Raw genomic sequence first — 25261 nt, forward strand, 5'->3', positions numbered from 1 at the left:
CTGAAATTGATTTTCAGGGGAATTACTTATTTTTGCCCCAACCAGCTTTTCGCCTACATGGACGACCCCTACCCGAGTTACTACCTGATCGCGCAGATTTACGAGCCATCATTTAGTTATTTCTTTTTCAACGGACTGATCCTACTCCTCCTGTTGATAGGATCTGCCCTAGCCTCCGGGTCCGAAGTGGCATTTTTCTCCCTAAACAACGAAGAGATCTCCTCCATCCAGGAGTCGGATCCCAGGCGTGGACGCCAAGTAGCCCTGCTGCTTTCCAATCCCAAAAAGCTGCTGAGCACCATCCTCATCCTAAACAACCTGATCAACATCGGCATCGTCACGCTGACGACCTTTGTGTCTTGGACGATCTTTGGTACCAATGCCACCGCTGTCGTGGTCATCTTGATCCAGTCCGTTGGCGTCACGGTGGCCCTGGTCTTTTTTGGAGAAATAGTGCCGAAGGTCTATGCCAACCAGGCACGGATTCCTTTTGCGCTTTCGTTGGCCCCAGCGCTTTCCTTTTTCTCCTCCATCCTCAAGCCGGTGTCCTGGTTTCTAATGGCCTTCAGCAATCTGATCGAGAAGCGCGTGGAGCAGAAAGGCTATGCCCTGTCCGTCGGCGAGCTAAACCAAGCCCTGGAACTCACCACCGAGGACACTCCAGACGAGGAAAAGGAAATCCTGAGAGGTATCGTGAACTTTGGGACGCTATCCGTCAAGCAGGTCATGCGAAGCCGCATGGACATCACCGCGGTGGATGTGGAAATGGACTTCCATGAGCTGATGGACAAGATCAACAAGAGCGGCTATTCGCGGATTCCCGTCTATGAGGAAACCATCGACAACATCCTCGGGGTGCTCTACATCAAAGACCTCCTACCCCATATCGAAAAAGACGAGGACTTCCCCTGGAAGGAACTCATCCGCAAAAGCTTTTACGTCCCCGAGACCAAGAAGGCAGACGCCTTATTAAAGGACTTCCAAAAAATGCGCGTGCATATCGCCATTGTGGTGGATGAGTACGGAGGCACTTCAGGCCTGGTGACGCTGGAGGATCTGATCGAGGAAATCATCGGTGAGATCAATGACGAGTTTGACGACACAGACGATATTTTCTTCCAAGAACTGGACAACGACACCTATATCTTTGAAGGCAAGGTGTCCCTCAACGACTTCTGCAAAAAGCTCGAACTGGACTCCCAGCTCTTCGAAGAGGTGAAGGGCGAGAGCGAATCCCTGGGTGGACTCCTGCTGGAGCTCAACTCAAAACTGCCCAAAAACGGCACAAAGATCCAGTTTGGCGACTTTGAGTTTACCGTATTGGCAGTGGACACCCGAAAGATCAAGAAGGTGAAGGTCCAGTTTTTTGATAGGGAAAAGGATGGGGCAAGCCATTTTTCCGACTAAAACCTGAATTCACAATATTCTGAAAATACCGTATTTCCAAGAATATTATTTTGCTTTTCAAGAATAAGTATTCGATCCGGTCGATAGTCCAAATTTTCCTGGAATAAAAAAGATCAAAAAAAATTCTAATTTTTTTCAAAAATCCATTTTCCGATTTTTTTGTGTAATTTTTAAAAGTATTGGGCTGTTTTTTGGGTCAAAAACCGGTTTACACGGTCGATAAGACGAAAAGAATGGAATAATTCAACCATATTTCTGTTTTGCCAAAAACCTAATAAAGCCCTTCATTATCGTTAATACTTCATTTTTACAGGTACTTTATTGCCTAAATTTTAACAAAGGATTTTTTTTTTGTAATTTTTGGAAATTTTGAACCTATTAAATCAAATTAGAATGCAAGAAGGTTTGTATCGATCGGAGTTTGAGCATGACTCCTGCGGTATAGGTGCTGTGGTGGATCTGAGCAACATACCCACTCATGAGACTATCAGCGATGCCTTATACATGCTTAGCAATATGGAGCATCGCGGCGGTAGGGGATCCGATCCCAAAACCGGCGACGGTGCCGGTATTTCTATCCAGGTCCCGCACCAATTTCTCAAGGATGTGACCGCGCGCACGGAAATAGACCTGCCAGAGCCAGGCTACTACGGCGTGGGCATGACCTTTTTCCCAAAAAACAAGCAGCTCTATCAGCGCTCCAAAGAGCTTCTCAACCAGCTCATCGAGGAAATGGGCTTCAACCTGATCGGCTACCGTGTGGTACCGGTGGATGAAACCGTCCCTGGATCCGGAGCCCTGGAGGTGATGCCCAACATCGAGCAGCTGTTTGTCAGCCACAAACAGGGGCTGACCGGCATCGAGCTGGAGCGAAAGCTATACGTGCTGAGAAACTTCGCAACTTCGGAGATCAACTCCAAGGTGCCAGGTGTCAACCACTCCTTTTATTTCGCCAGCCTGAGCAGCCGCACCTTAGTATATAAGGGACAGCTGCGGACGGACCAAGTGCTGGCTTTCTACAAAGATCTCCAAAACCCAAGGATAGAATCGGCACTGGCCATCGTGCACTCCCGATTCTCTACCAATACGTTCCCCAACTGGAGACTGGCACAGCCATTCCGCTTCCTTTCCCACAACGGCGAGATCAACACCATCCGAGGCAACCTCAACAAGATGAAGTCCAAGGAGGCGCTGATGAAGTCGAAATTCTTCTCCGAAGAAGAGCTGGCGAAGCTGATGCCGATCACCAACAAGCTCAACTCCGACTCCGCAAACCTCGATGCGATGGTGGAGCTGCTCACCCTGAGCGGCCGATCCCTTCCGCATGCCATGATGATGCTGGTGCCGGAGGCTTGGCAGGACAACCAGGTGATGGATCGGGAAAGAAAAGCCTTCTACAAGTTCCACGCGTCTCTGGTAGAGCCTTGGGACGGGCCTGCGGCGCTGCTTTTCACTGACGGAAAATCCGTGGGTGCGACCCTAGACCGAAACGGTCTCCGTCCCCTGCGCTATTTCATCACCCGCGACAATAGACTGATCCTCTCCTCCGAAGCGGGCGCCCTTCCTATCCGTGAAGCCACCATCACCGAAAAGGGACGTATCAGCCCCGGCAAGATGATGTGGGCCGACCTGGAAAAAGGCCGAGTGCTCTTTGACGAGGAAGTGAAAGGTGAAATCTGCAGCCGTCAACCTTACGAAAAATGGGTCAACGAGCACAGAACCAAGCTCCGATTCGTCCCGGATCCCGAAGAGCTGACGCATCCTTATTCCACAGAAAACATCAAGAAATGCCAGACGGTCTTCGGTTACACTTCCGAAGAACTGAAGGTAATCTTGGCTCCCATGGGCGACACCGGCTATGAGGCCGTAGGGTCAATGGGCGCCGATACGCCGCTGGCTGTACTTTCCAAGCAAAGCCAGCATATCGCCAACTACTTCAAGCAGCTTTTCGCCCAGGTAAGTAACCCACCGATCGACCCGATCAGGGAGCGTCTGGTGATGTCGCTTTTCACCAGAATCGGTGAAGGCCACAACATCCTGGAGGAAAGCCCGCAGCATACCAAGCAGATCCACATTTCCCAGCCTGTCCTTCTCAACGAAGACCTGGACAAGGTGACCCGAATGGAGCACCTGGGCTACAGAGCCACGAAGCTCTACGGGCTTTTTGTGGCTGACCACAAGCCGGGAAGACTGCTGGAAGCGCTGGACAAGCTGTGCCAAGAAGCAGAAGATGCCATCCATGAGGGCAAGAATGTCCTCATCCTATCTGACCGAAACAGCACGGAGGAATTGGCTCCAATCCCATCCCTGCTCGCCATCGGTGCTGTACACCAGCACTTGGTCAAAAAGAAAATCAGGACCCGCGCCGGCCTGGTGTTGGAATCTGCCGATATCCGAGAGGTGCACCACTTCGCCACCGCGATCGGATACGGTGTATCCGCGATCAACCCTTATCTGGCGCTGGAGTCACTGGTGGACATGTTCGAGAAGGGCCAGCTGGCGAAAGTCAAAGACAAAAAGACGCTGTTCTCCAACTACCAAGACGCCGTCGGCAAAGGCCTTCTGAAGGTGCTTTCCAAAATGGGAATCTCCACACTCCAGTCTTATCAGGGTGCCCAGATATTTGAGGCGCTTGGACTCGGACCGGATGTGATCGACCGATGCTTCAAGGGCACCATCTCCCGTATCAGCGGGGTGTCTTTTGACGAGCTCGCCGAGGAAGTCCTCGCCCGCAACCACGCTGCCTACGAAGCCAACTCTTCCGTACTCGAGACAGGCGGCATCTATCAGTGGAAAAGAAGGGGTGAAAAGCACATGTTCAACCCAGAAACCATCCACCTGCTTCAGAAATCGACCCGCTTGGATGACTATGCACTTTATAAAAAGTTTGCCGCCAAGATCAACGAGCAGACCAAAGATGCGCTGACTCTCCGCGGGCTCTTTGAATTCAAAAAACGAATCAGCGTGCCTATCGACGAGGTAGAGCCCGCAGAGAATATCCTCAAGCGTTTTGCCACTGGAGCTATGTCCTTTGGCTCTATCTCCCACGAAGCCCACAGCACCTTGGCCATTGCCATGAACCGCATCGGGGCAAAAAGCAACTCCGGCGAGGGTGGAGAGGACGAGATCCGCTTTGACAAAAAATCCAACGGCGACTGGGAACGCTCCGCCATCAAGCAGGTCGCTTCCGGGCGATTTGGCGTCACCAGTCACTACCTGACCAATGCCGCCGAGCTCCAGATCAAAATGGCGCAAGGTGCCAAGCCAGGAGAAGGCGGGCAGCTGCCAGGCCATAAAGTAGACGACTGGATCGGACGGGTGAGACATTCTACTCCGGGAGTGGGCTTGATTTCCCCTCCACCCCACCACGACATCTATTCCATTGAGGATTTGGCGCAGCTGATCTACGATCTGAAAAACGCAAATCGAAAAGCAAGAATCAATGTCAAGCTGGTGTCGCAGGCAGGTGTAGGCACCGTGGCCGCAGGCGTGGCCAAAGCTTCCGCCGATGTGATCCTCATCGCAGGGGCAGACGGTGGTACCGGAGCATCGCCTTTGAGCTCCGTCCGACATGCGGGATTGCCTTGGGAGCTTGGGCTCTCCGAAGCCCACCAGACATTGGTGAAAAACAACCTCCGCAGCCGCGTCGTCCTCCAGACGGACGGCCAGCTGAGAACCGGCCGTGACCTCGCCATCGCCACCCTTTTGGGCGCTGAGGAGTGGGGCATCGCTACTGGAGCCTTGGTCGTCGAGGGCTGTATCATGATGCGTAAGTGTCACCTCAACACCTGCCCGGTAGGTATCGCTACCCAGGATCCAGAATTGAGAAAGCTCTTCACCGGCGATCCTGACCACGTGGTGAACTACTTCAAATTCCTCGTGCAGGATCTGAGGGAAATCATGGCATCCCTTGGTTTCCGTACCATCGACGAGATGGTCGGACAGAGCCAAGTGTTGCAGTCCACCGGCCACCTCAATCACTGGAAGTGGGACAAAATCGACCTTTCCCCGATCTTCCACAAAGTCGAAGTACCGGATCACGTCGGCGTGCACAAGCAGATCGACCAGGAATTTGAGCTGAAAAAAGTACTGGATCGCCAGCTGATCAAGGCTGCCACTCCGGCGCTTGAGCAGGCCATCCCAGTGACCGGAAGCTTCCAGATCAAGAGTATCGACCGCTCAGTCGGCGCGATGCTTTCCAACGAAATCTCGAAGATCTACGGTGGCATGGGCCTCCCGGAGGACACCGTCCATTTCAAATTCAACGGCTCTGCCGGCCAGACTTTCGGCGGATTCCTGGCCAAAGGTATCAACTTTGAGCTCGAAGGCGAAGCCAATGACTACTTCGGCAAAGGACTCTCCGGCGGCAAGCTGGTCATCTATCCCAGCAGAAATGCCCGCTTTGTACATGAGGAAAACATCATCATCGGCAACGTGGCCTTCTACGGGGCTACCTCCGGCGAAGCCTACATCAACGGCAAGGGCGGCGAGCGATTCTGCGTGAGAAACTCAGGCGTGAAGACGGTCGTCGAGGGCATCGGAGACCACGGCTGCGAGTACATGACCGGCGGCATGGTGATCAACCTAGGAGAAATCGGCAGAAACTTCGCTGCCGGGATGAGCGGCGGCTTTGCCTACATCCTCAAGGACTACATCACCGAGATCAACACCGAAATGGTGGACATCGACCTCTTGGAAGAAGAGGATTTTGCCACGGTGAAATCCTTCCTCAAGCGCCACGTCAAGCTGACCAACAGCCAGCTGGGACAGCGGTTCCTGGAGGATTGGGACAAGGCCAAGGAGCAGTTTATCAAGGTAATGCCTCGGGACTACAAGGCCGTATTGCAAAAAAGAGCACAAGAACAAGCTAAATCACTGGTGTAAGATGGGAGCGAAAGAAGGATTTATCCAATTTAAAAGAGAAACCCCTGTGAGCCGCGATCCAAAAGAGCGGATTGGCGACTACAGAGAAATATACGAGCCGTTTTCCGGCGAAAAACTGAACAACCAAGCCGCACGCTGCATGGACTGCGGAGTACCGTTTTGCCACAATGGCTGCCCGCTGGGCAACGTGATCCCCGAGTTCAACGACGCGGTGTACAACAAGGAATGGGGCCAAGCGATCAGCATTTTGCGCAGCACCAACAACTTCCCTGAGTTTACCGGCCGCATCTGCCCCGCTCCCTGCGAGGCCAGCTGTGTCCTCGGCATCAACAAGGATCCCGTGGCCATCGAGCTGATCGAGAAAAATATCGCCGAGAAGGCTTACGAGCTGGGGCTGATCCAAGCGAATCCTCCGGCAACCCGCACAGGCAAAAAAGTGGCGGTCGTCGGTTCGGGTCCCGCAGGCCTAGCCGCAGCCGATCAGCTGAACCAGGCAGGCCATGAAGTGACCTTGTTTGAGAAAGACGCCAAAGTAGGCGGCCTGCTGCGCTACGGCATTCCGGACTTCAAGCTGGAAAAGTGGGTCATCGACCGTCGTGTGAAGCTGATGGAGGAAGAGGGCGTGATCTTCGCCACCAATACCGAAATCGGCAGCAGCACCACTGCAGAAGAAGTCTTGAAATCTTTTGACGCCGTCGTGCTCTCCACCGGTGCCCAGCAGCCCCGAGGGTTGAACATCAAGGGCGACAAACTGAAAGGCGTTCACTTTGCGATGGAGTTTCTCGGCCAGCAAAACCGGGTAATCGGAAGCGAGATCGGCGAAAACCCTATTTCCGCCAAGGGGAAACACGTGATCGTCATCGGCGGTGGAGACACCGGCAGTGACTGTATCGGAACTTCCAACAGACATGGCGCGGCATCGATCACGCAGCTGGAGCTTTTGCCAAAGCCACCCAAGCAAAGAAACGTCCTGAATCCTTGGCCAGAGTGGCCGATGACGCTGAAGACGTCCAGCTCCCACGAGGAAGGCGCTGAGCGCATGTTCTCCATCCTCACCAAGGAATTTACCGGAAATGAAGCCGGTGAAGTGACGGGACTGACGCTGGTGGACATCGAGTGGAAAGAGAAGGGCGGCCGAATGACCTTCGAGGAAATCGCCGGTACAGAGCGGACTGTTCCTTGTGACTTGGCGTTTATCGCAATCGGCTACATGGGCCCTGCGCAAAACGGACTGTTGCAGGCCTTTGGCGCAGAGACCATGGAAAACAGCCTGCCAAAATCAAAAAATTATCAAAGCACTAATCCTAAGGTATTTTTAGCTGGGGATATGCGAAGAGGCCAATCACTGGTAGTATGGGCAATTTCTGAAGGACGAGAGACCGCTGTCAAAGTGGACGAGTACCTGATGGGCTCATCCTCCCTACCTCAGAAGGACGAGTCCTTCTTCCAGGTTGAAGAGCATATCGCGGGATAATGTCAAGGCTATCCCCTCTGGGTTTGCCCTGACGTCCAATAGTACCCTGTTTAGTTGACCCACCTGCGATACAGAAAGCCACCCATTGGGTGGCTTTCTTCGTCTAAGAGAGCCATCCTTCTATATATCAACCAAAACCTGTTCGAAGATTGATATATTTCGTTTAGAAAATTAAATTAAGGTTCCATGAAGAAGAAACGCTCAAACCACGTCATTCCCATACAAAACTCAGAGTGGGTCTTGGTGAAATCGGGGGCCGAAAAACCTTTTAGGCGGTTTAAATCAAAAACGGAAGCAATCAGTTTTGGCAATGAACTAAGCAAAACGGAGCAGAGCAGACTGTATGTACATAAGAGCGATGGGCGTATCGAAGCGAGGCATTCCTACTCCCCAGAAGACCAGCCGCTAGACAAAGAATAAAGATGGCCTCTCACCCATCTATTTTTGAAAACTCCGTATTCATCAATTGTCCATTTGACCGAGAATACAAGCCACTTCTGGACGTTCTGCTTTTCACGTTGGTCAAGTTTGGCCTTCATCCTCGTATTGCATTGGAAAACTCTGATTCCGGCCAACTGCGGATAGACAAAATCCTCGCAATGATCAAAGAGTCAAAATACAGTATCCACGATCTTTCCCGACTTCAATCCAAAGGCAAAAAAGAATTCTACCGACTTAATATGCCATTTGAGCTCGGTATCGATTTTGGATCCAGAAATTTTGACAAAAGCCTCTCCGGGAAAAAGTTCCTCGTTTTGGAAGCATCAGACTACAACTACATGAAAGCGTTGTCGGATTTTAGTGGATTCGATATTAAATCCCATGCCAATAGTCCGCAAAACCTGATAAACTCCGTTCGTTCTTGGCTCATCACCACAGGCAAATTGAGGAATTTGGACACGGGCAAAAAAATATGGTTTCAATTCAATGAGTTTAACCAAAAGATTTTTGACCTGAAATTCGGCAAGTATTTCCCAGAGTTTCCAGAAACTATCGCAACCGAAATGGCAAACGAAGAGATCGACTTAATGCCTATTCCTGAGTTGATTGAGAATATCTCCCTCTTTTTCAACCAAACGAAGAAAGCCAGTCCCAGCTAGACCGGCTTTCTTCGCTTGGTTTAGTTTTCGCTTTTTCGCCTCGGCATGTCCCCACGACGATGGACTTCGCCTCGGGGTCGGCGCTTGTCGCGCTCTTCCATCTTGATTTCTTCCCACTTGCTGCGCTGCTCCTCGGTCAGGATCGCATCGACTTTTTCCTGATGGGCTTTCATTTCCTGCATCTTGGCCTTACGCTCAGCGGCCTGCGCTTCCATTTCTGCCTGGCGCTTTTTGGCTTGGTCCAGGTTGAGAGCGAGGATTTGGTTTTTCTGCTCCTCGGATAGGTCTAGCTCGGCAGCCATTCTTTCTGTCGCCTTCTTGGCACGTTCCTCAGGATTTGGCTGGGGTCTCTTTTCCTGCTGGGCAGCAAGCTGCAAACTGGTAAATGCCATCAGCGCGGCTGCAATCATCCATTTTTTCATGTTGTTATTGGTTTTGTTTCGATGGTTAGACCCATGGAAGCAAAGCCGGTTTAACGCCCCGCGAAAAAGGGATGTTAAGGAATCTTAATCAGGAGCTCTTCTCCTCGATGAGCTCCTTGCGCTCGGAAGCCCTCACGGCCTTAGGCTTGATCAAAAGCCGCAAACTGGGATCAAAGCTCAGGTAGTTCCAAGACCAGTCCAGAAAAATGAACAGTTTGTTTTTCACCCCCAAGATGGCCATCAGGTGGACAAACAGCCAAGTCAGCCAGGCCAGCAGCCCCTGGAATTTCACAAAGGGCAAATCCACCACGGCGAGCTTTCTCCCCACTGTCGCCATGGAGCCCAGGTCTTTGTAGCGGAATGGGCTCAGGCTCTCGCCCTTTTTTATTCGGAACAGGTTTTTGGACAGGTTTTTTGCCTGCTGGATCGCGACCTGGGCGACTTGGGGATGGCCTTTGGGATAGTCACCTCCGGGCAACAGACTCTGGTCGCCCAGCACAAACACCCCCTCAGAACCTATGAGTTGATTGTACTCGTCGACCAGCATCCTTCCGTTGCCCGCATATTGACTTGCGTCAAAGCCATCGATACGGTTTGGCTTGATGCCGGCAGCCCAGAGCAGGGTTTGGGTCTCGATGGCATCTTTCCCGTCCAGGGACACGGCCTTTCCGTCGTAGTCGAGCACTTTGGTGGAGAGCAGGACCTCCACTCCCAGGTCCTCGAGATAGCGCTGGGCGTGGCTCTGGGCCTCCTCGGACATCGCACCGAGCAGTTTGGGGCCGGCCTCTATCAGTACGACTTTCATGTTTTTGAAGCTCAGCTCGGGGTAGTCTTTGGGGAAAACGTTGTTTCGTAGCTCCGCCATCGCTCCCGCCAGCTCGACGCCCGTGGGTCCACCTCCTACGATCACCATATTCATGAGCGACTTTCGCTCCTCCACGGTCGGCAGCGTGATCGCTCGCTCATAGTTGGAGATGATCTTGTTTCGGATGTACAGCGCCTCGGAAACCGTCTTCATAGGCGAAGCAAAGTATTCGATGTTTTTCGCCCCGAAGTAGTTGGTGTCCGCCCCCATGGACAAGACCAAAAAGTCGTAATCTATGTAGCCGATGTCGGTATAGAGCCTTTTGGCTGCGGTATCCACGCTTTCCGCCTCGGCCATGCGAAAACTCATGTTGGACGCTCCATGGAAGATTTTTCTCAGGGGAAAAGAAATCGCGCTCGGCTCCAGCCCCGCCGTAGCCACCTGATAGAAAAGGGGTTGAAACTGATGGTAGTTGTTTTTGTCCAACAGCACAACTTGAAAAAGGCTGTGTCGGAGGCTCATCGCGAGCTTCAATCCGGCAAAGCCTCCCCCCACGATCACTACCTTGGGCAGCTCCAGCTTGGGGAGGTTGGGAATGGGTTGATGGTTTGAGTAGTTCATTTCATCGGGGGTTTTATCTGATACGGATTCGAGGGATGTCGAAGACACTGATTTCCTTGGAAATTGCTCGGTTTGATAAAAAGGACGGAGGTTCTCCTTAGTGAAAAGATTTGTTATTTTTGCCCACCTCTAATATTCAGTATAACTATGGGAAGAGCATTTGAATTCCGAAAAGAAAGAAAGTTTAAGCGCTGGGACAAAATGTCCAAGGTATTTACCCGACTGGGCAAGGAAATCGTGATGGCGGTGAAAGCCGGCGGCCCCGATCCCACTTCCAACGCCAAACTAAGAACGGTCATTCAAAACGCCAAAGGCGCCCAGATGCCCAAAGACCGCATCGAGGCCGCCATCAAGCGCGCTTCCAACAAAGACGAAAAAGACTACGAGGAAATCGTGTATGAAGGCTATGGCCCCTTTGGCATCGCCGTCATCGTGGAAACCTCCACGGACAATACCAACCGTACCGTGGCCAACGTGCGCTCCTACTTCACGAAGGCAGGCGGATCCCTGGGCACCTCGGGCTCGGTGAGCTTCATGTTTGACCGCAAGGCGGTGTTCAGATTTGCGCAGGCCGAGCATGACCTGGACGAGCTGGAGCTGGAGCTGATCGACTATGGACTGACCGAGATCGCCGAAAACGAAGGAGAAATCTTCGCCTACACCGAATTTGAGGACTTTGGCACCATGCAGAAAGCCCTGGAAGACCGCGGCATCGAAGTGATCTCCGCAGACTTCCAGCGATTCCCCAGCACGCTGACTGAGCTCACCGAAGAGCAGGAGGAAATCATCCACAAACTCATCGACAGACTGGAAGAGGACGACGATGTCAACCAAGTCTTCACCAACATGGCCTGATCGGCGGTTACCCTTCTATGAGTTTCAAAAAAAGAGAGAATTTTCAAGCTTCAGACACACTGCTCGTCTTGGTCGGCAGCAAAAATCCTGTCAAGATCTCCTGTACCGAGGACGCCTTTACCCGAGCATTCAACAAGAGCTTTTTGGTAGACGGGATCAATGCGCCATCGGGCGTTCCCGACCAGCCCAAGGGCGACGACGAAACGCTCCTTGGCGCAAAAAACAGGGCACACAATTCCCAGCAGGTTTTTCCCGAGGCCAATTTTTGGGTAGGAATCGAGGGAGGCGTGGATGAGGATGCGTCCGGCATGTTTGCTTTTGCCTGGATCTACGTCCTGGCGAAAAACGGCAAAAACAGCCAATCCCGAACCGGCACCTTCTACCTGCCCAAGGCGGTAGCCAAGCTGGTGAAGCAGGGAGTGGAACTGGGCAAAGCGGACGATTTGGTCTTCGATCAAGAGAATTCCAAGCAGCAAGGAGGCTCTGTGGGCATTCTTACCCACGGGGTGGTAGACCGGTCGGAATACTATCGGCAGGCCATCATTTTGGCACTGATACCTTTTGTGAATGAAAATCTATTTTAAAGAAAAGCAGTTCTTCGAAAAATTACATTAATCACAGGCGAATCAAAAAAAATTTGCCACTTATTGTATTTTCAGAATAATCTTGGTTTTTTAGAGGCGCTAAGTCTGAATATCGATTTTCTTAAGCAGAAGTTGTATCAGTCACCCCGTCCCTAAATCAATCGTAAACCTCCCTCGGGAGGTTTACTTTTTTAAGTTCTCCAAAAAGTGGGTCAGGGCGACTTCCCAATCCGTATCCGCATCCCAAACTGGCCCGATATAAAGCTCATCTCGCACGATCAGCTTGATGTAGTACTTCACGACGGTCTTCATCCCCTCTTCGCCGCCAATCGGCTCAAGCCCCATACTTTCCATCAAATCGGACTGCCGGCCTTCCACTTTTACCAGAAGAAACTGTACCCGATCACGTACCAGCTCTTCGTTTGGCTTTGATTCGGTGAGCCATTCTACCTGATGTGGATAATGGTTTTCCATGATTGCTTGGATCTGGGACTTCTGCGCAGCCTGCTCCGCCAGGATTGCCTCCTGCGACTTGCCCAAGAGATCGTACCTGAAATAACTAAGCGCCCCAGTCTCTGCCGAAGATCCCTCCAGCGGAATTCCCAACTTGAACACCTCAAGGTTCAGCGGGTTTCTCGGCAAAAACTTCTGCTCCGACTGGGCTACTTCCTCGCTGCTGATCTGCGGAAACTCCGCCACGTCGATCACAAGGAGGTTTTTTGAAGTCTTGCCTCGCCCCGCCTCGGCCAGCTGTGCCCCCGCGTCCCGCCAGTCCTTGCCGCTGACACCAAAAAGCGCCGTAGTGGCAACCACCCTTCCGTCCCCGCTGAATGGACCCACGTGGATGCTCAGGCTCTCCCGTTTTCGGGTCACAAAAACGATGTTTTTCACTTGTCTCGCGGCGAAGGCTCTGGCAAAATCTGCCTGCCTCGCTTCGGAAAGCGCCACCTGCTCCAGCTCGAAGTAGGCTACGGGATCCCCGCCGGCCTCCACCAGATGAGTGTGCACACTGTCAGCCAATTGCTTCCAACCAAGTGCAGGGCGCGAACTCGGATCTGTGGAAATGAGCACGATTGATTTCCCATCCAAGAAGCTCTCCGGAAGGGCACCTTGGGCTAGTACGGTCTGGAAGGAAAGAAAAAAAAGGAGGGCGCAACTGATATATTTCATCAAATTCAGACGTAGTGAGCGTAAGCCTAGTATTTTTACGAATATACATAACGGAAAACGGATCACCAGATGCATTTCAATTTCAGCAAAACCCTCTTTTTTACCCTTGCTCTACTCACTTCCACGTTTTCATTTTCCCAAAGTATCAACTCCGAAAAGCTGCTGAAGCACATTGAATTCCTGTCCTCGGACCAACTGGCCGGGAGAAAACCCCTCAGCGAAGGCAGCATGGAGGCGCGAAAATACATCCTGGGAGAGCTCACCAGCTATGACAAGGTAGAGCCGCTGTATCCCGATTTTACCCAGACCTTTTCCTTCACCGGCCGCAATCGGGTCAAATACGAGGACACCGCCAACCTTGTCGCTTTCATCCCCGGAAGCGAGTCGAGCAAGGTGATCGTCGTCACCGCCCACTATGACCACGTAGGCATAGGCAAGCCAAACGCCGCGGGCGACTCCATATACAACGGCGCGGACGACAACGCCTCGGGCACTGCGGCTATGCTGGTACTGGCAGAGTATTTCTCCAAAAACAGGCCGATCCACAGCATGATGTTCGTAGCCTTGGACGCCGAGGAGATGGGCTTGCAGGGAGCCAAAGCCCTGGTGGCGGACTTCCCCTATCCCCTCGAGCAAATCCTGCTCAACGTCAATATGGACATGGTCGGCAGAAGCGACAAAAACGAACTCTACGCCTCCGGGACGTACTTCTATCCCGAGTTTAGAACGATTTTGGAAAAGGCATCCGCCGGATCCAGCCCGACCTTGCGATTTGGGCACGACCTGCCCGGCACCGGAAGCGACGACTGGACCAACCAATCCGACCAGGGAGCCTTTCATGCCAAAAAGGTACCCCATGTCTATTTTGGGGTAGAGGATCATGTCGACTACCACAAGCCTTCGGACGAATTCAAAAACATCCAGCCCGAATTCTACACAGGTGCGGTAAATTTGATCCTAAAGTGTATCCTGGCCTTGGACACGGAATTGAGCAAGCAGTAGACCCAATTACCCCAGTTTGTAGACATCCGCATGAAACCAAGAATTTGTTTTGGCTAAACACGATCTGATAACGCGATTTTTGATCTGGAGGCTCCGCCACATCAGCAACAAGGGATTTATCCTGATCCTCAGCGGCTTGATCGGCATTTTTTCGGGTTTGGCAGCCGTCATCCTCAAGTCACTGGTGCACAGCATCCAGGGTTTTTTGACGGACGGCTTTTACAAGGAGTACGCCAATTTCATGTATATCATCTACCCCCTGATCGGTATTTCGGCGGCTTATCTGCTGGGCCGCTATATCCTAAAAGATGTGGGGGGACACGGCATTCCCGATGTGCTGTTCAACATTTCCAAAAAGTCCAGCCTGATTCCGAGAATCAAGGTTTTTAGCCGGGTCATTACCTCCGCGTTTACTGTTGGCTTTGGAGGCTCTGTGGGATTGGAAGCCCCCATGGTGGTGACCGGCTCAGCGATCGGCTCCAATGTCGGCGTGCTGATGCACCTCAATCCCAAAAAACGGACGCTGCTAATTGGGTGCGGTGCTGCCGGGGCGATCTCGGCCATATTCGGCGCGCCCATCGGCGCGGTGATTTTTGCCATCGAGGTTATCCTGCTAGAAATCAGTACAGCCAGCTTCATCCCCCTGCTCATTGCATCCGTGATGGGCTCGGTGACATCCATGGTCTTGATCGGCGAAGAGTCGCTTTTCAATTTCCAGTTGAAAGAGTCTTTTGTCGCAAGCCATCTGCCATACTATCTCCTGCTGGGAATGGTCTGCGGAGTGGTGTCGCTCTACTTCAACAAGATGGTAAGGGGCACCGAAAAAATCCTCGACGACATCGGAGACCAATGGATGCGAACCATGTATGGTGGTGCATTGCTTGGGGTGATGGTGTTCTTTTTGCCTCCCATCTACGGGGAGGGATACAGCACACTGAATATCCTGATCGAAGGAAACCATTCCCAAATCCTGGACAACAGCATTTTCTTTTCGACCATCGAGAATCCGGCCATGATCATTGTATTCCTCGTGATGATAGTCTTGGTAAAACCTATCGCCTCTGCTGTCACGATCGGCTCGGGGGGTAGCGGAGGGATATTCGCTCCTTCCCTGTTTGTGGGCGGTATCGTCGGGTTTATCTTCTCCTACGCCAACAACATGCTGGGTTTTCATATTTCCCTGCCTACTGCACACTTTACCCTGGTTGCAATGTGCGGTTTGATGGCTGGCGTGCAGCACTCCCCCCTTTCCGCGATATTCTTGATCGCTGAGATCACGGGAGGATATGAGCTGTTCGTACCCCTGATGTTTGTATCGGCGATCGCCTACACCACCTCCGCCCACTTCGAAAAGGACAGCATCTATAAACTTCAGCTCAAAGACCAGGGAAAACTCCTGCCCGAGACCAAAGACCAGGAGCTCCTGGACACCATCAATATCTCCCACGTCATCGAGCGGGACCTGCTGCCAATCCACCCCGAAGCCCAGCTGAAAAACCTCATAGACCTGGTCAAAATTTCCAAGAGAAACATCTTTCCGGTCGTGGATGAACACCAAACCCTCCGGGGCATCATCACACTGGACGACTTCCGCGGAATCATGTTTGACCCTGAGAAACAGGAGAAAGTGCTCATCCGCCAGCTCATGCACAGTCCGCCTGAAATCCTACTGGCTACCGATAATATGCAATCCGCGATGGAAAAATTTGAAAAATCGGGCGCGTGGAATCTTCCCGTAGTGGAGAGCGGACGCTATTTGGGCTTTGTTTCGAAGTCCAGAATCTTCAATACCTACCGCAAAAGGCTCATCAGTCAGAAGCAGGATTAGGCTTCAAAAAGAATAAAATTTGGAATTGGAATTTATCCACCAAACAGGGATGTTTAAGCGCTGATTCCCTTGCTGTTAGCTAAGATTATCCACAAAATCACCTTTTCCCACTTCAATCTAACCAGTTGTTTTTCAATGATTTACGCGTATCGCGTGGATAAGTGTGGATAAATAATTGAATTTGTGGATAAATTTTTCTTGTAAAGTTTGATGCCGAAACCAGCCTCTCCGGCTGCATTTTTTATCTCCTGCTACCGCGCGATACAAGCGGCATTTTAGGAGGGACAAACCCCAGTTTTAAAATATTGTTCGGAATTCGAGGTATCCGGCAGTCATGGCCGACATCGATTTGGCCCAACGTAGGGGAGGCGAGAGGGGGAAAATCAGAATCTTTACATTTTAACAACTAGAATCCAATCCTAAATCCCGAAGCCAACAGGGGCAAGATTGTTCATCTGTCTCAAGATCCAGGCTTGTCTACCTTGAATGTAACCGGTAGGCCTTGTCGGCGTCCAGCGTCTCGGATTGGGAAGTACAGCCGCGATCATCGCCGCCTGGCTGCGGCTGAGTTTGGAGGCTGGCTTTTTGTAGTATGCCTGGGAGGCTGCTTCGATGCCATAGATGCCTTCGCCCATCTCGATGACGTTGAGATAGACCTCGACGATCCGCTCCTTTGACCAGATCAGTTCCACCAATACCGTGAAATAGGCCTCCAGTCCCTTCCTGATATAGCTGCGGCTGGGCCAAAGGAACACGTTTTTCACCGTCTGCTGGGTGATGGTGCTGGCGCCTTTGATGCGTTTCCCCTTTTTGTTGTTTTCCCAAGCCTTCTCCATGGCCTCGAAGTCAAAGCCATTGTGGTCCAAAAACTTCTGGTCTTCCGCTGCTATCACCGCTTGGGGGGCATTTTTGGATATCTCGGAGATCGGCACCCAGTCCTTGTAGAGCCGCATTTCTTTCTCTTTGTCAAAAGCCTGCTCAACTACCCGGATCACCATGAGAGGCGTGAGAGGCACGGGTACAAACCGATACACAATCACCAACCCTATCGAAAGCCCCAAAAACCAGAGACTTGTCTTCCATATCAGTCTCCAAATCCAGCGAATTATCTTCATGCCCTTTTATACCGTTGCTTTTGCCTGCACAAATTGGTAGAAAAATACCGCATTTTCATCCTCCAAGAGTCTATCCAGGTCAGTTTCCATCGCCTTTACCTCATCTGGCCTCAGCAGCCCGGACTCGATCAAGCCTGGGGCGCCGCTTTTCATGAGGATCTTCCAAAACTCCACAAAACGCCGCAGCTCCTCTGGCTGGCTTTGGTCTAGATGGAATCCACTTCGTGAAAGCTCGATCTCCCTAAACCCGGCATGGGCCAGCAGATTGCCGAGCTGGGCCCCCACGTCGGGATTTCCTCCAAAGTCGCGCTGCTGCTGGTTGTACACGCGATAGTAATGCGTGAGCGCAGGCAGCTCCGGCTCGTAATAAAAAGTGGAATTGAACACCTCCGTGAGATGGATTTTCGCCCCTGGCACGAGGTGGGCTTTGACGCGATGCATGACCACCTGCGGATCGGGAATGTGCTCCAGCGCCCAGCAAAAGAAGGCCGAGTCAAACTTTTCCCCCAAATCCAGCTCTTGGGCATCTTGGCTGACAAACCTCACCCGGTCGGAATAGGCCGCAAGGTTCTCCCTCGCCTTTGCCAGCTGTGCTTCCGAGTAGTCCACGGACGTGATCTGCAGCTCGGGAAAAAGCCCCAGAAGCACTGCGGTCTGTGCCCCCACGCCGCTTCCGACTTCCAGCAGCTTTTTGCAGCCGGAATAGTCGACGAAAGGGTAGATCAGAGGCCCCAGAAATCCCGCCTGGTCTATCAGACGCTGCTGTTCCTGGCTGTCGTAGCCGTGTAGGTAGTTGGCCATGTTTGTTTTTCCGAAAATTAAGCGGAGGATAGCCAAGAATGCAAGCGGAAGGAAAAACTAGACCAAGCTCCCGTCCAGAACCTATTGCGCAGTCCTCTTCAGGATCACCGGAGCGGTCAGCTTGGCGGCGACACTTTCCATGAAAAACTTCAGATCACCATAGCTATCGGGCTGGATCATGGGGTCCCTCACCTCAAACTTCGCAGTGATCTTCACGATCTCGCCGAGATTCTCCGTCTGGTAGGTGAATCCGATTGGAGAGCCCGGAATGGTGATCATCTCATCGGTAGGATAGTCGTCCAGCTCATAGCCTGCCGGCATGACGATATTGGCCGTGTAGGTCTCTCTAAATGAATACTCGAAATCCACCGGAAAGACACGGAAGTCCTGGGTGAAGGGATTTTTCGCGAAATCAGAAATCTGCAGCGGATTGAAGACCAACAGGTCCTGAGCTGCCGCGTCCTTCATCACGGACTGAAACTGCACACTGAAATTGTTCCTTTCCTCCAGCTGGTCAGAGACGGTGACATTCCGGATCTCGAAGGCTTCATAGCGTTCCTTAAAAAGGTCCTCCATGGGCTTGCTGCCATCGGTGAGGTTTTTCACCCGATGGGCATAGGCCAGCCCTTCATAGTAGGAATTGCGGATCGCATTGTCCATCACCAGCTCCCCTGTCTCTGCATTGAGGGAAATCGAGGAAAAAACCAGCTTGTTGGAAGCATGTCTGATATCGATGGGGATGAGCTTGCTGGCGTTTCGCTGCAGCATCAGTCCCGCGCTCACATGCTTGTCCAGATCCACGTAGCCAAATGGCGCCATGGGATCGCTCAAATCCAAAAACTGCTGCTCCCCGTCCAGGTTGGCGATGAGCAAGATCTCGTCAAACTGGTTCAAAAACGGAAAGGGAACGATCTGGCTCCGGCCGTAGCCCTTGCTTCCGATCAAGACTGGATTGCACTCGATACCGAGCGACTTGAGGATGCCCATGTAGGCGAGGATGAGCTCGCCCGGGGCGCCCTTCTTGGACTTGAGCAGCTGGGGCAGTGTCTGATTGGTATAGATCCAATCCGCCCCTTCGTTGATAAAGTTGTCCCGAACGTAGTAATAGGCTGCTTTGGCCTTATCCTTTTGCGAGCCCGCCGTCAGGTCAAGAGAAAGCATCTCCCGCTCGATCGGATTGCTACGATAGAAGCCCTTGGTAGAATAATAGTCGATGAGCTCATCGCCCAGCTTTTCCCAGTTGTGGAGAAAATCAGTCCATTGGGCCGCCCCCGAATAACCATTGCCTGACCCGGACATGTACCTGGAAAGCTGAAACTCCACCCGATCCACATAGTCCCGGTAGTTGCGCATGAAGGGCTCCTCTTTGAGACCGTAGAGATCCCGGAGTATCCAGCTGAAGTAGCCATAGTCACTCTTCCGCTCGGAGCGGGAGTAGAGATTCGCGCCTTGGCCTATGGTTTTGTATTCCAGGTGCTCGGGGATTTTGATCTGGTACTCCGAATACACCACCGGCATTGTTTTCTGAAAAGTCCACCCGTCCAGAAACTCGATGTTCTTGTCCCCCTTTTTGTAGGTATACTCCAAGATCGAACCTACCTGTGCGTTTGGAAACGAAATCCTGAATTCCTTGACACCGTCTCCGAGATCCACATCGAAGAAATCATCTTTGCCGAGCTTGGTCACGACAGGTTTTCCACCTTCCAGATGGGTGATTTGGGCTTTCATACCGGAGATGTTTTCCACATTATTGGTACCCGCATAGTATCGGATCCGGATGTCCGCCTGTTCTTTGCCTGCCTCGGACAGGATCTTGATCCGATGGAAATACTGGGTCTCCAGCGTGCCATTGTAGATTCGGGAATCTCCAAAAGAAACCAGATAGGCCGCCGCCGCTCCGGGCTCGTAGGAGATCTCGGCTAGATCAAACTCCTCTTGGCTGATCTCGCCCATCTTGGTCGACTGGGCATGGGACAAAAATGGTAAAAGCATTGCCAGGGCAAGGAAAAGCGGCTTACTCATATGCTGAACTTGTTGAAGGTGTGGGGGTATTTGCAAAAAGGATGGTACGGTCAAAGGCCGTGTTGATTTTTCTAAGAAGGTCAGTCTCTTCGGTTTTCTCCAGGTCGGCGGGGACCTTCAGGCTCAGCTCGCGTCTGATACGGAGCTTTTTGCCCTCGAGCTCCATCTCCAAAAGACCCTTGAAATATTCCTCGTCGACCACGACGCGGGGGAGCGTCCCGTCCGGCTGCCAAGCCTCCGGAAGCTCGATCTCGTACTCGTCCAGCTGCTTCAGGGACTTGTTTGCCAAATGCGAAGGCCCCAGCTTACCGAGAAAAGGACGGAGCATCACGCGCTTTGCCGTCATTTGCGAAAACTTCAGCACGACCCCGCCAAACTTCAGTCCGGTGATCGGCAGGGAATCTTGGCTGGCCACGTCGATGCTGAAATCCTGCACGATCAGGCCGGAGACGGAAGAGTTCCTGTTGAGAAAGTCGCGCTGCTGGCGCTCATCCAGATTGTTTTTGACGTATAGGATGTCGGCCGCAAAGTTCCCAAAGAACTGCTGTTCGGTGTTTATTTTGGCATTTCCCTGCGCATCGACCACCACCTGGGAAACGGAGCGGATCTCATTCCACTCCTCCGTGTCGTAGGCGGGAGTCTTGGCCAGGTAGCCTCCGTCGGGCTTGGTGACCAGCACGTGGCGGTCTCGCGTGAAATCCCCCAGGTACCCCGCCGGCAGCAGATTGGAAGTGCATTCCAGCCATATCGGCTCGGTTTCCGTGGGCACTTGCAGGATCACATGGTTAAACTGGTTGGAGGGCAGATCCACCTCGATGTCATCTGCATTGGCGCCGGCAAAGACCAGGGTGTAGTTGGAAGGAATACCCGCCGCATCCAGCATGGCCTTCATCAGGTTGGTGAGGCCCTTGCAGTCTCCGTAGGAATATTTGACCACATCAGCCGCAGTCATGGTCTGCCAGCCGCCTATGCCGAGCTGTATGCTGACATAGCGAAAGTTTTTTTGAAGGTATCCGTAGAGGATTTTTACCTTTTCGTAGGGGTCTTCCACTCCGGCCACCAGGCTGAGGATTTTTGCCTTAAAGTCCTCCGGCAGCTCATCCCGCCCCTTGTTGAGCGCATATTGCCAGACAGCCAAGCCCGACCAGCTGTCCATTTCCCCTCCATATTGATCGAGGGCAAACTTCACGGGAGCAAGCAAGACCTTGGCATCCTCATCGGAATCAAAATCCCTGGCCTGAACCGCGAGGTCCCTTTCCGTCCAGGTGATCGAGGTGTTGGCTCCCAACTCCTCTTGCTTCCGCTCCCCTCCCAGATTGAGCTCCTTGTATTTCAAGCCTAGAGCGGTGGGATAGATTACGGTGAACGTGGACTCCGTCACTTTTTGGTTGTAGTTCGGTACGGGCGACCATCTGGGAAGAAAAAAGTTCGTCTTGGATGACACTTGCGTTTTGATCTTCACCTCGATGGGAAATCTGGCTGCGGAGACTTCAAAGTACTTCAACCTGTTGTCGTCGAAAACCGTGGAGCTCGAATAGTATGCCGCGTCACCCATGTCTTTCAGGCGGGCTTTTTTGAGCGTTTTTCCGGTGTTCAGATCCGTGACCTCCAGCTCAAAGGCATCCGCGGAGTTGAGCTTGTCATAGAACAGCCGAGTAAATGCGTGGTCGAGTCCATCGGAAGAAGTCACCACAATATGGCGGTCCACCTGATGGGTGTAGGAGAAATCCGGGAGCACGGTAAGCGTCTGCGACTCTTTCAGAATGGAATAGACGGGCACTTCCTTGGCCGCCGACAAAGTATCCCCAGTCTGGGCGAGGATACTTCCCGAGACCAAAAAAATCCCAAAAAGTAATTTCAACATATGGAGTGGGTAATAAATCGGCAGCAAGATAGAAGAACCTCGCAATAAAACTAATACCGATTGTTACAAAAAGTTTATTTCATTTTTAAGCATAGGGCATCGACTCATACCTGTTTCCGCAAGCTGCCAAGGCCGATGGTCTTTTGGATTTCCAAGATAATCTCTGCTATTTTGGCTTTTTCCATTTCCCTTTTTATCATGAACCCAACGGTAATCCAGAGCTTTGAGGACTTTGAAAAATACAATGGCCAAGAGCTCGGCACCTCTGACTATTTCAAAATCAACCAGTCCCAGATCAACCTCTTTGCGGACGCGACCTACGACCACCAATGGATCCACACCGATCCCGAACGGGCCAAGTCCGAGGGAGCCTTTGGCAATACCATCGCCCATGGTTATCTGACACTGAGCATCGTACCCCACCTTTGGGATCAAATCGTACGCGTGCAAAACCTGAAAATGATGATCAACTATGGGATCGAAAGCCTGCGTTTTGCACAGGCCGTGACCGTAGACAGCGAAGTACGCCTGGTGGCCAAGCTGAAAAACGTCGCCAACCTCCGCGGCACCGTCAAGGCCGAAGTGGAGGTCAAGCTGGAGATCAAAGACCAGAAAAAACCGGCCTTCACCGGAGTCTTGGTGTTTTTGTACCATTTCCTGTAGGCCGGATTCGGCGGCTTTGTTCCAAAAAGAAGCACAAAAAAGACCTGTCGGATTAGAAACCCGACAGGTCTTTTTGCATTTGCCCCAGCTGGACTGATGGGCTGAACGTATCGGAAAAACCCCCTCCGGAAGTCCGGAGAGGCTTTCCTGTTAGTCCAATCTATTTCGTTCCTCGGAGCTGCCGCTGTTCGACTTCACACGGAAGCTTTCGCCTTTGGCAAAGTTGTACTTCAGCGTGAAGCGGATGCCCTGATTGCTTCGGTACTGGCGGAAGTTGGTGTCGATGTCGGCAAAGTCGATTTTCGCGCGGATCACCTGCGTGCGGAAAATGTCCGTCCCGTTCACAGACAGCGTCAACTTGTCCTTCAGCAGGGACTTGGTCACCCCGGCGTCCACCCAGCCGAAACCTTCGATCTCACCCTGCCCCCAGATCTGGGGGCCGAGGTAAATTCCCATGACCTCCACCTTGAAGCCTTTGGGCAAGGTGAGGTTGTGCTGGCTGCGCACCATGAACGAGGTCTGGGCATTGTCCAAGTAGTCATCTCCGATCTGTGATTTGAAGCGGTTGTAGTTCACCTGTACCATGTTGGAGCTGGTCCACCACTTACGGATGTCCACTGGGATGATGGAGCGGAAGTTGGCATTGCGTGTCTTGTCAAAATTGTCCGTGTAGGTGACGGTCGTGCGCTTCTCGTCATCCTGCACAAAGACCTGCATAAAGGCATCTTCCGTCTCGCTATAGCCGAGTGTAAACTGGTAAGCACCTTTTACCACATGATTCATCTCAAAGTTGTTGGAGTACTGCGGTTTGAGGTTTGGGTTGCCGGTCTCCGCGGTCAGCGGATCGATGTAGTAGACAAAGGGGTTGAGCAGTCGGTAGTTTGGACGAGTGATCCGACGGTTTACGTTGTAGACGATTTGGTAGTTGTCGGAGACTTTCTGCTGGAGAAAGGCACTCGGGAAGAGGTTAAAGTAATTCTGGTTGTTGACGTGGTTTAGCGTCACCGAATTGCCCTGGATATCGGAGTATTCTCCTCTCAGGCCCAGCTGATAGGACAATTTCTCAGAAAACTTGCCCTTGTAAGAAGCATAGCCCGCCAACACATTTTCGTGGTAGATGAAGCGGTTGCTGGCGTTGTTAGGCACAAAAGGCCCATCCTCCTGCGAGTCACTCATGTCGAGGTTGTTGTCGGATTTGACCCAGCTTCCTTTCAGGCCCGTCTCGATGGTGTTCCCTTTTCCCACCGGCTTCACAAAGTCCACCTTGGCAGTGAAGATATTATAATACATCTCATTCAGCGTCAGCCTCCTTGCCATGGCGGCGCTGGCTTCGTTGTCGCCCGTCCAGGTATGGTTGGTCAGCATGGACTCGCTGTTGGAGTTCATGTGGGTGTAGTCAACGTCGGTGCTGAGCTTGGTGCCCAGGGTATCCAGCTTTTTTTCGTAGTGGAAGTTGCCAAAAAGCCTCGCGCCATCTCCAGAGGCAAGGTTGTCCGCATCCAAGTAGCTCTTGTCCTCTACACCGGGATTGGTGATTTCGGTCAGGGAGACGTTGTTGTTGTTGTCGTCAAAGCTGGAAGCCTGGACGTTGATCGATAGGGATTGGGTCTCGTCCACCTCATAGTTGGCAGCCCCGTTGAAAAACAGGTTCTTGTTTTTCGTCGTGATGCGCGAATCCTGGGCAAAATTGGACACGCCATTTTCCACCTCAAAATTTCTGTTGATCTCCAGGTCGTTGAAATTTCCCCAATAGTTGTAGTTCAGGTTGGCGTTGGTGCTCCATTTGCCTTTTTTCACGTTGAGCGCCACACCCGCATTGGGAATCCATTGGCCATTGTACAGAGAGCCGAGCTGCACATTGCCAAACATGCCGTCGACGGTATTCTTTTTCAACACGATGTTGATCACCCCGGCCGAGCCCTCTGCGTCAAACCGCGCGGAGGGGTTGTTGATCACCTCGATGCTTTTGATGTTTTCGGCAGGCATAGCGCGGAGAAAATTGGCCAAGTCCGTCGCGCTCATATAGGTCAGCTTGTCATTGATCATGACGGTGACTCCAGTGCGGCCGTTTAGGTTGATGATTCCGTCCTGATCGACGTAGATGCCGGGAGAGCGTCCGATGACATCGAGTGCGTTTGAGCCCTCCGCCATCACGGTACCCTCGACGTTGACCGTGGTCTTGTCCGGCTCGATGGTGATCTCCGGCCTTGCAGCCTTCACCGTCACCTCGTCCAGACCGGTCGCTTCGTCCACGATAGCGAGGTCTCCAAAGTCTTTGATCATTCCAGGAGCAAGCTCAAACGCCTCCGAGGAATAGGTCTGGTAGCCGATAGAAGACACCACCAGTTTCACCTTGGCGGTTTTGGTGGATTCGATCAGGAAGTTTCCGTTTTCGTCAGAAACAGCCCCGTCCACTAGCCCACCATCGAGACGGATCAGGGCGACGTTGGCATAGGGAACGGCTTCTCCCGACTGGTCAAAGATTTTGCCGCTGAGTTTGGATACCTCCTTGGGGTTGGCGGCTAGATTACTTATCCCCAAAAAGTAGACAAGTAAAGCTAGAAAGGGAAAGTTGGCAGTTTTCATTGGGTAAATAGAGTTGGCTTGTTTTCGATTGTGATGCCATACGCTAAGAAAATGAAAT

18 protein-coding genes are annotated in these 25261 nt (G+C 52.2%); 10 read left to right on the forward strand and 8 right to left on the reverse strand.

Features of this window, described 5'->3' with window-relative positions; all coding sequences use genetic code 11:
• Positions 1-57: 57 nt before the first annotated feature.
• The 5 genes from gldE to J0A68_RS01350 all read left to right on the forward strand — a co-directional run bounded on the left by gldE (position 58) and on the right by J0A68_RS01350 (position 8865).
• Complete coding sequence (gene gldE, locus J0A68_RS01330) at positions 58-1407, forward strand: gliding motility-associated protein GldE (RefSeq protein WP_206576379.1); 1350 nt, start codon at positions 58-60, stop codon at positions 1405-1407.
• A 393-nt stretch (positions 1408-1800) separates the two neighbouring features.
• Entirely contained in the window at positions 1801-6291 is a 4491-nt protein-coding gene (gltB, locus tag J0A68_RS01335; protein WP_206576380.1) for a glutamate synthase large subunit, read from the forward strand.
• 1 nt (position 6292) lies between these two features.
• Positions 6293-7765 carry a glutamate synthase subunit beta gene (locus J0A68_RS01340; RefSeq protein ID WP_206576381.1) on the forward strand — a complete coding sequence of 491 codons (1473 nt, stop codon included), beginning with the start codon at positions 6293-6295 and terminating at the stop codon, positions 7763-7765.
• 186 nt (positions 7766-7951) lie between these two features.
• Positions 7952-8185 carry a DUF2188 domain-containing protein gene (locus tag J0A68_RS23085; RefSeq protein ID WP_206576382.1) on the forward strand — a complete coding sequence of 78 codons (234 nt, stop codon included), beginning with the start codon at positions 7952-7954 and terminating at the stop codon, positions 8183-8185.
• Positions 8186-8520: 335 nt separating this feature from the next.
• On the forward strand, positions 8521-8865 hold the full coding sequence (locus J0A68_RS01350) for a hypothetical protein (RefSeq protein WP_206576383.1): 345 nt from the start codon (positions 8521-8523) through the stop codon (positions 8863-8865).
• Positions 8866-8885: 20 nt separating this feature from the next.
• Here J0A68_RS01350 and J0A68_RS01355 read toward each other — a convergent pair whose 3' ends face one another.
• Both J0A68_RS01355 and J0A68_RS01360 read right to left on the reverse strand, forming a co-directional pair.
• On the reverse strand, positions 8886-9287 hold the full coding sequence (locus J0A68_RS01355) for a DUF4890 domain-containing protein (RefSeq protein WP_206576384.1): 402 nt from the start codon (positions 9285-9287) through the stop codon (positions 8886-8888).
• A gap of 88 nt (positions 9288-9375) precedes the next feature.
• Entirely contained in the window at positions 9376-10713 is a 1338-nt protein-coding gene (locus J0A68_RS01360) for an NAD(P)/FAD-dependent oxidoreductase (RefSeq protein ID WP_206576385.1), read from the reverse strand.
• 147 nt (positions 10714-10860) lie between these two features.
• Here J0A68_RS01360 and J0A68_RS01365 point away from each other — a divergent pair, with 147 nt between their 5' ends.
• Together J0A68_RS01365 and yjjX are read left to right on the forward strand one after the other, a co-directional pair.
• Complete coding sequence (locus J0A68_RS01365; protein WP_206576386.1) at positions 10861-11568, forward strand: YebC/PmpR family DNA-binding transcriptional regulator; 708 nt, start codon at positions 10861-10863, stop codon at positions 11566-11568.
• 17 nt (positions 11569-11585) lie between these two features.
• On the forward strand, positions 11586-12152 hold the full coding sequence (yjjX, locus tag J0A68_RS01370; RefSeq protein ID WP_206576387.1) for an inosine/xanthosine triphosphatase: 567 nt from the start codon (positions 11586-11588) through the stop codon (positions 12150-12152).
• A 183-nt stretch (positions 12153-12335) separates the two neighbouring features.
• Here the strand turns inward: yjjX and J0A68_RS01375 are convergent, their stop codons facing one another.
• Positions 12336-13160 carry an NTPase gene (locus tag J0A68_RS01375; RefSeq protein ID WP_317195077.1) on the reverse strand — a complete coding sequence of 275 codons (825 nt, stop codon included), beginning with the start codon at positions 13158-13160 and terminating at the stop codon, positions 12336-12338.
• A gap of 231 nt (positions 13161-13391) precedes the next feature.
• Between J0A68_RS01375 and J0A68_RS01380 the strand changes: the two genes are divergently transcribed.
• Positions 13392-14324, forward strand: coding sequence for a M28 family peptidase (locus J0A68_RS01380; protein ID WP_206576389.1), 933 nt, complete (start codon positions 13392-13394; stop codon positions 14322-14324).
• A 79-nt stretch (positions 14325-14403) separates the two neighbouring features.
• Complete coding sequence (locus tag J0A68_RS01385) at positions 14404-16152, forward strand: chloride channel protein (RefSeq protein ID WP_236021317.1); 1749 nt, start codon at positions 14404-14406, stop codon at positions 16150-16152.
• A gap of 419 nt (positions 16153-16571) precedes the next feature.
• Here the strand turns inward: J0A68_RS01385 and mtgA are convergent, their stop codons facing one another.
• From mtgA to J0A68_RS01405, 4 genes are all read right to left on the reverse strand, one after another.
• The gene (gene mtgA, locus J0A68_RS01390; protein WP_206576391.1) at positions 16572-17267 is read right to left on the reverse strand and encodes a monofunctional biosynthetic peptidoglycan transglycosylase; all 696 of its coding nucleotides are present in this window, start codon (positions 17265-17267) and stop codon (positions 16572-16574) included.
• Positions 17268-17273: 6 nt separating this feature from the next.
• A complete protein-coding gene (locus J0A68_RS01395) occupies positions 17274-18068 on the reverse strand; it encodes a class I SAM-dependent methyltransferase (protein WP_206576392.1) in 795 nt (264 codons plus the stop codon).
• 81 nt (positions 18069-18149) lie between these two features.
• Complete coding sequence (locus J0A68_RS01400; protein ID WP_206576393.1) at positions 18150-20090, reverse strand: DUF3858 domain-containing protein; 1941 nt, start codon at positions 20088-20090, stop codon at positions 18150-18152.
• A complete protein-coding gene (locus tag J0A68_RS01405; protein ID WP_206576394.1) occupies positions 20083-21954 on the reverse strand; it encodes a DUF3857 domain-containing protein in 1872 nt (623 codons plus the stop codon). The genes J0A68_RS01400 and J0A68_RS01405 overlap by 8 nt, the downstream gene beginning before the upstream one ends.
• A 198-nt stretch (positions 21955-22152) precedes the next feature.
• Here J0A68_RS01405 and J0A68_RS01410 point away from each other — a divergent pair, with 198 nt between their 5' ends.
• Positions 22153-22617, forward strand: a complete 465-nt coding sequence (locus J0A68_RS01410; protein ID WP_206576395.1) for a MaoC family dehydratase — start codon at positions 22153-22155, stop codon at positions 22615-22617.
• 150 nt (positions 22618-22767) lie between these two features.
• Here the strand turns inward: J0A68_RS01410 and J0A68_RS01415 are convergent, their stop codons facing one another.
• Entirely contained in the window at positions 22768-25203 is a 2436-nt protein-coding gene (locus tag J0A68_RS01415; RefSeq protein WP_206576396.1) for an outer membrane beta-barrel protein, read from the reverse strand.
• Positions 25204-25261: the final 58 nt, after the last annotated feature.

The organism is Algoriphagus oliviformis, assembly GCF_017254915.1.
In the GTDB taxonomy this organism is placed as follows: domain Bacteria; phylum Bacteroidota; class Bacteroidia; order Cytophagales; family Cyclobacteriaceae; genus Algoriphagus; species Algoriphagus oliviformis.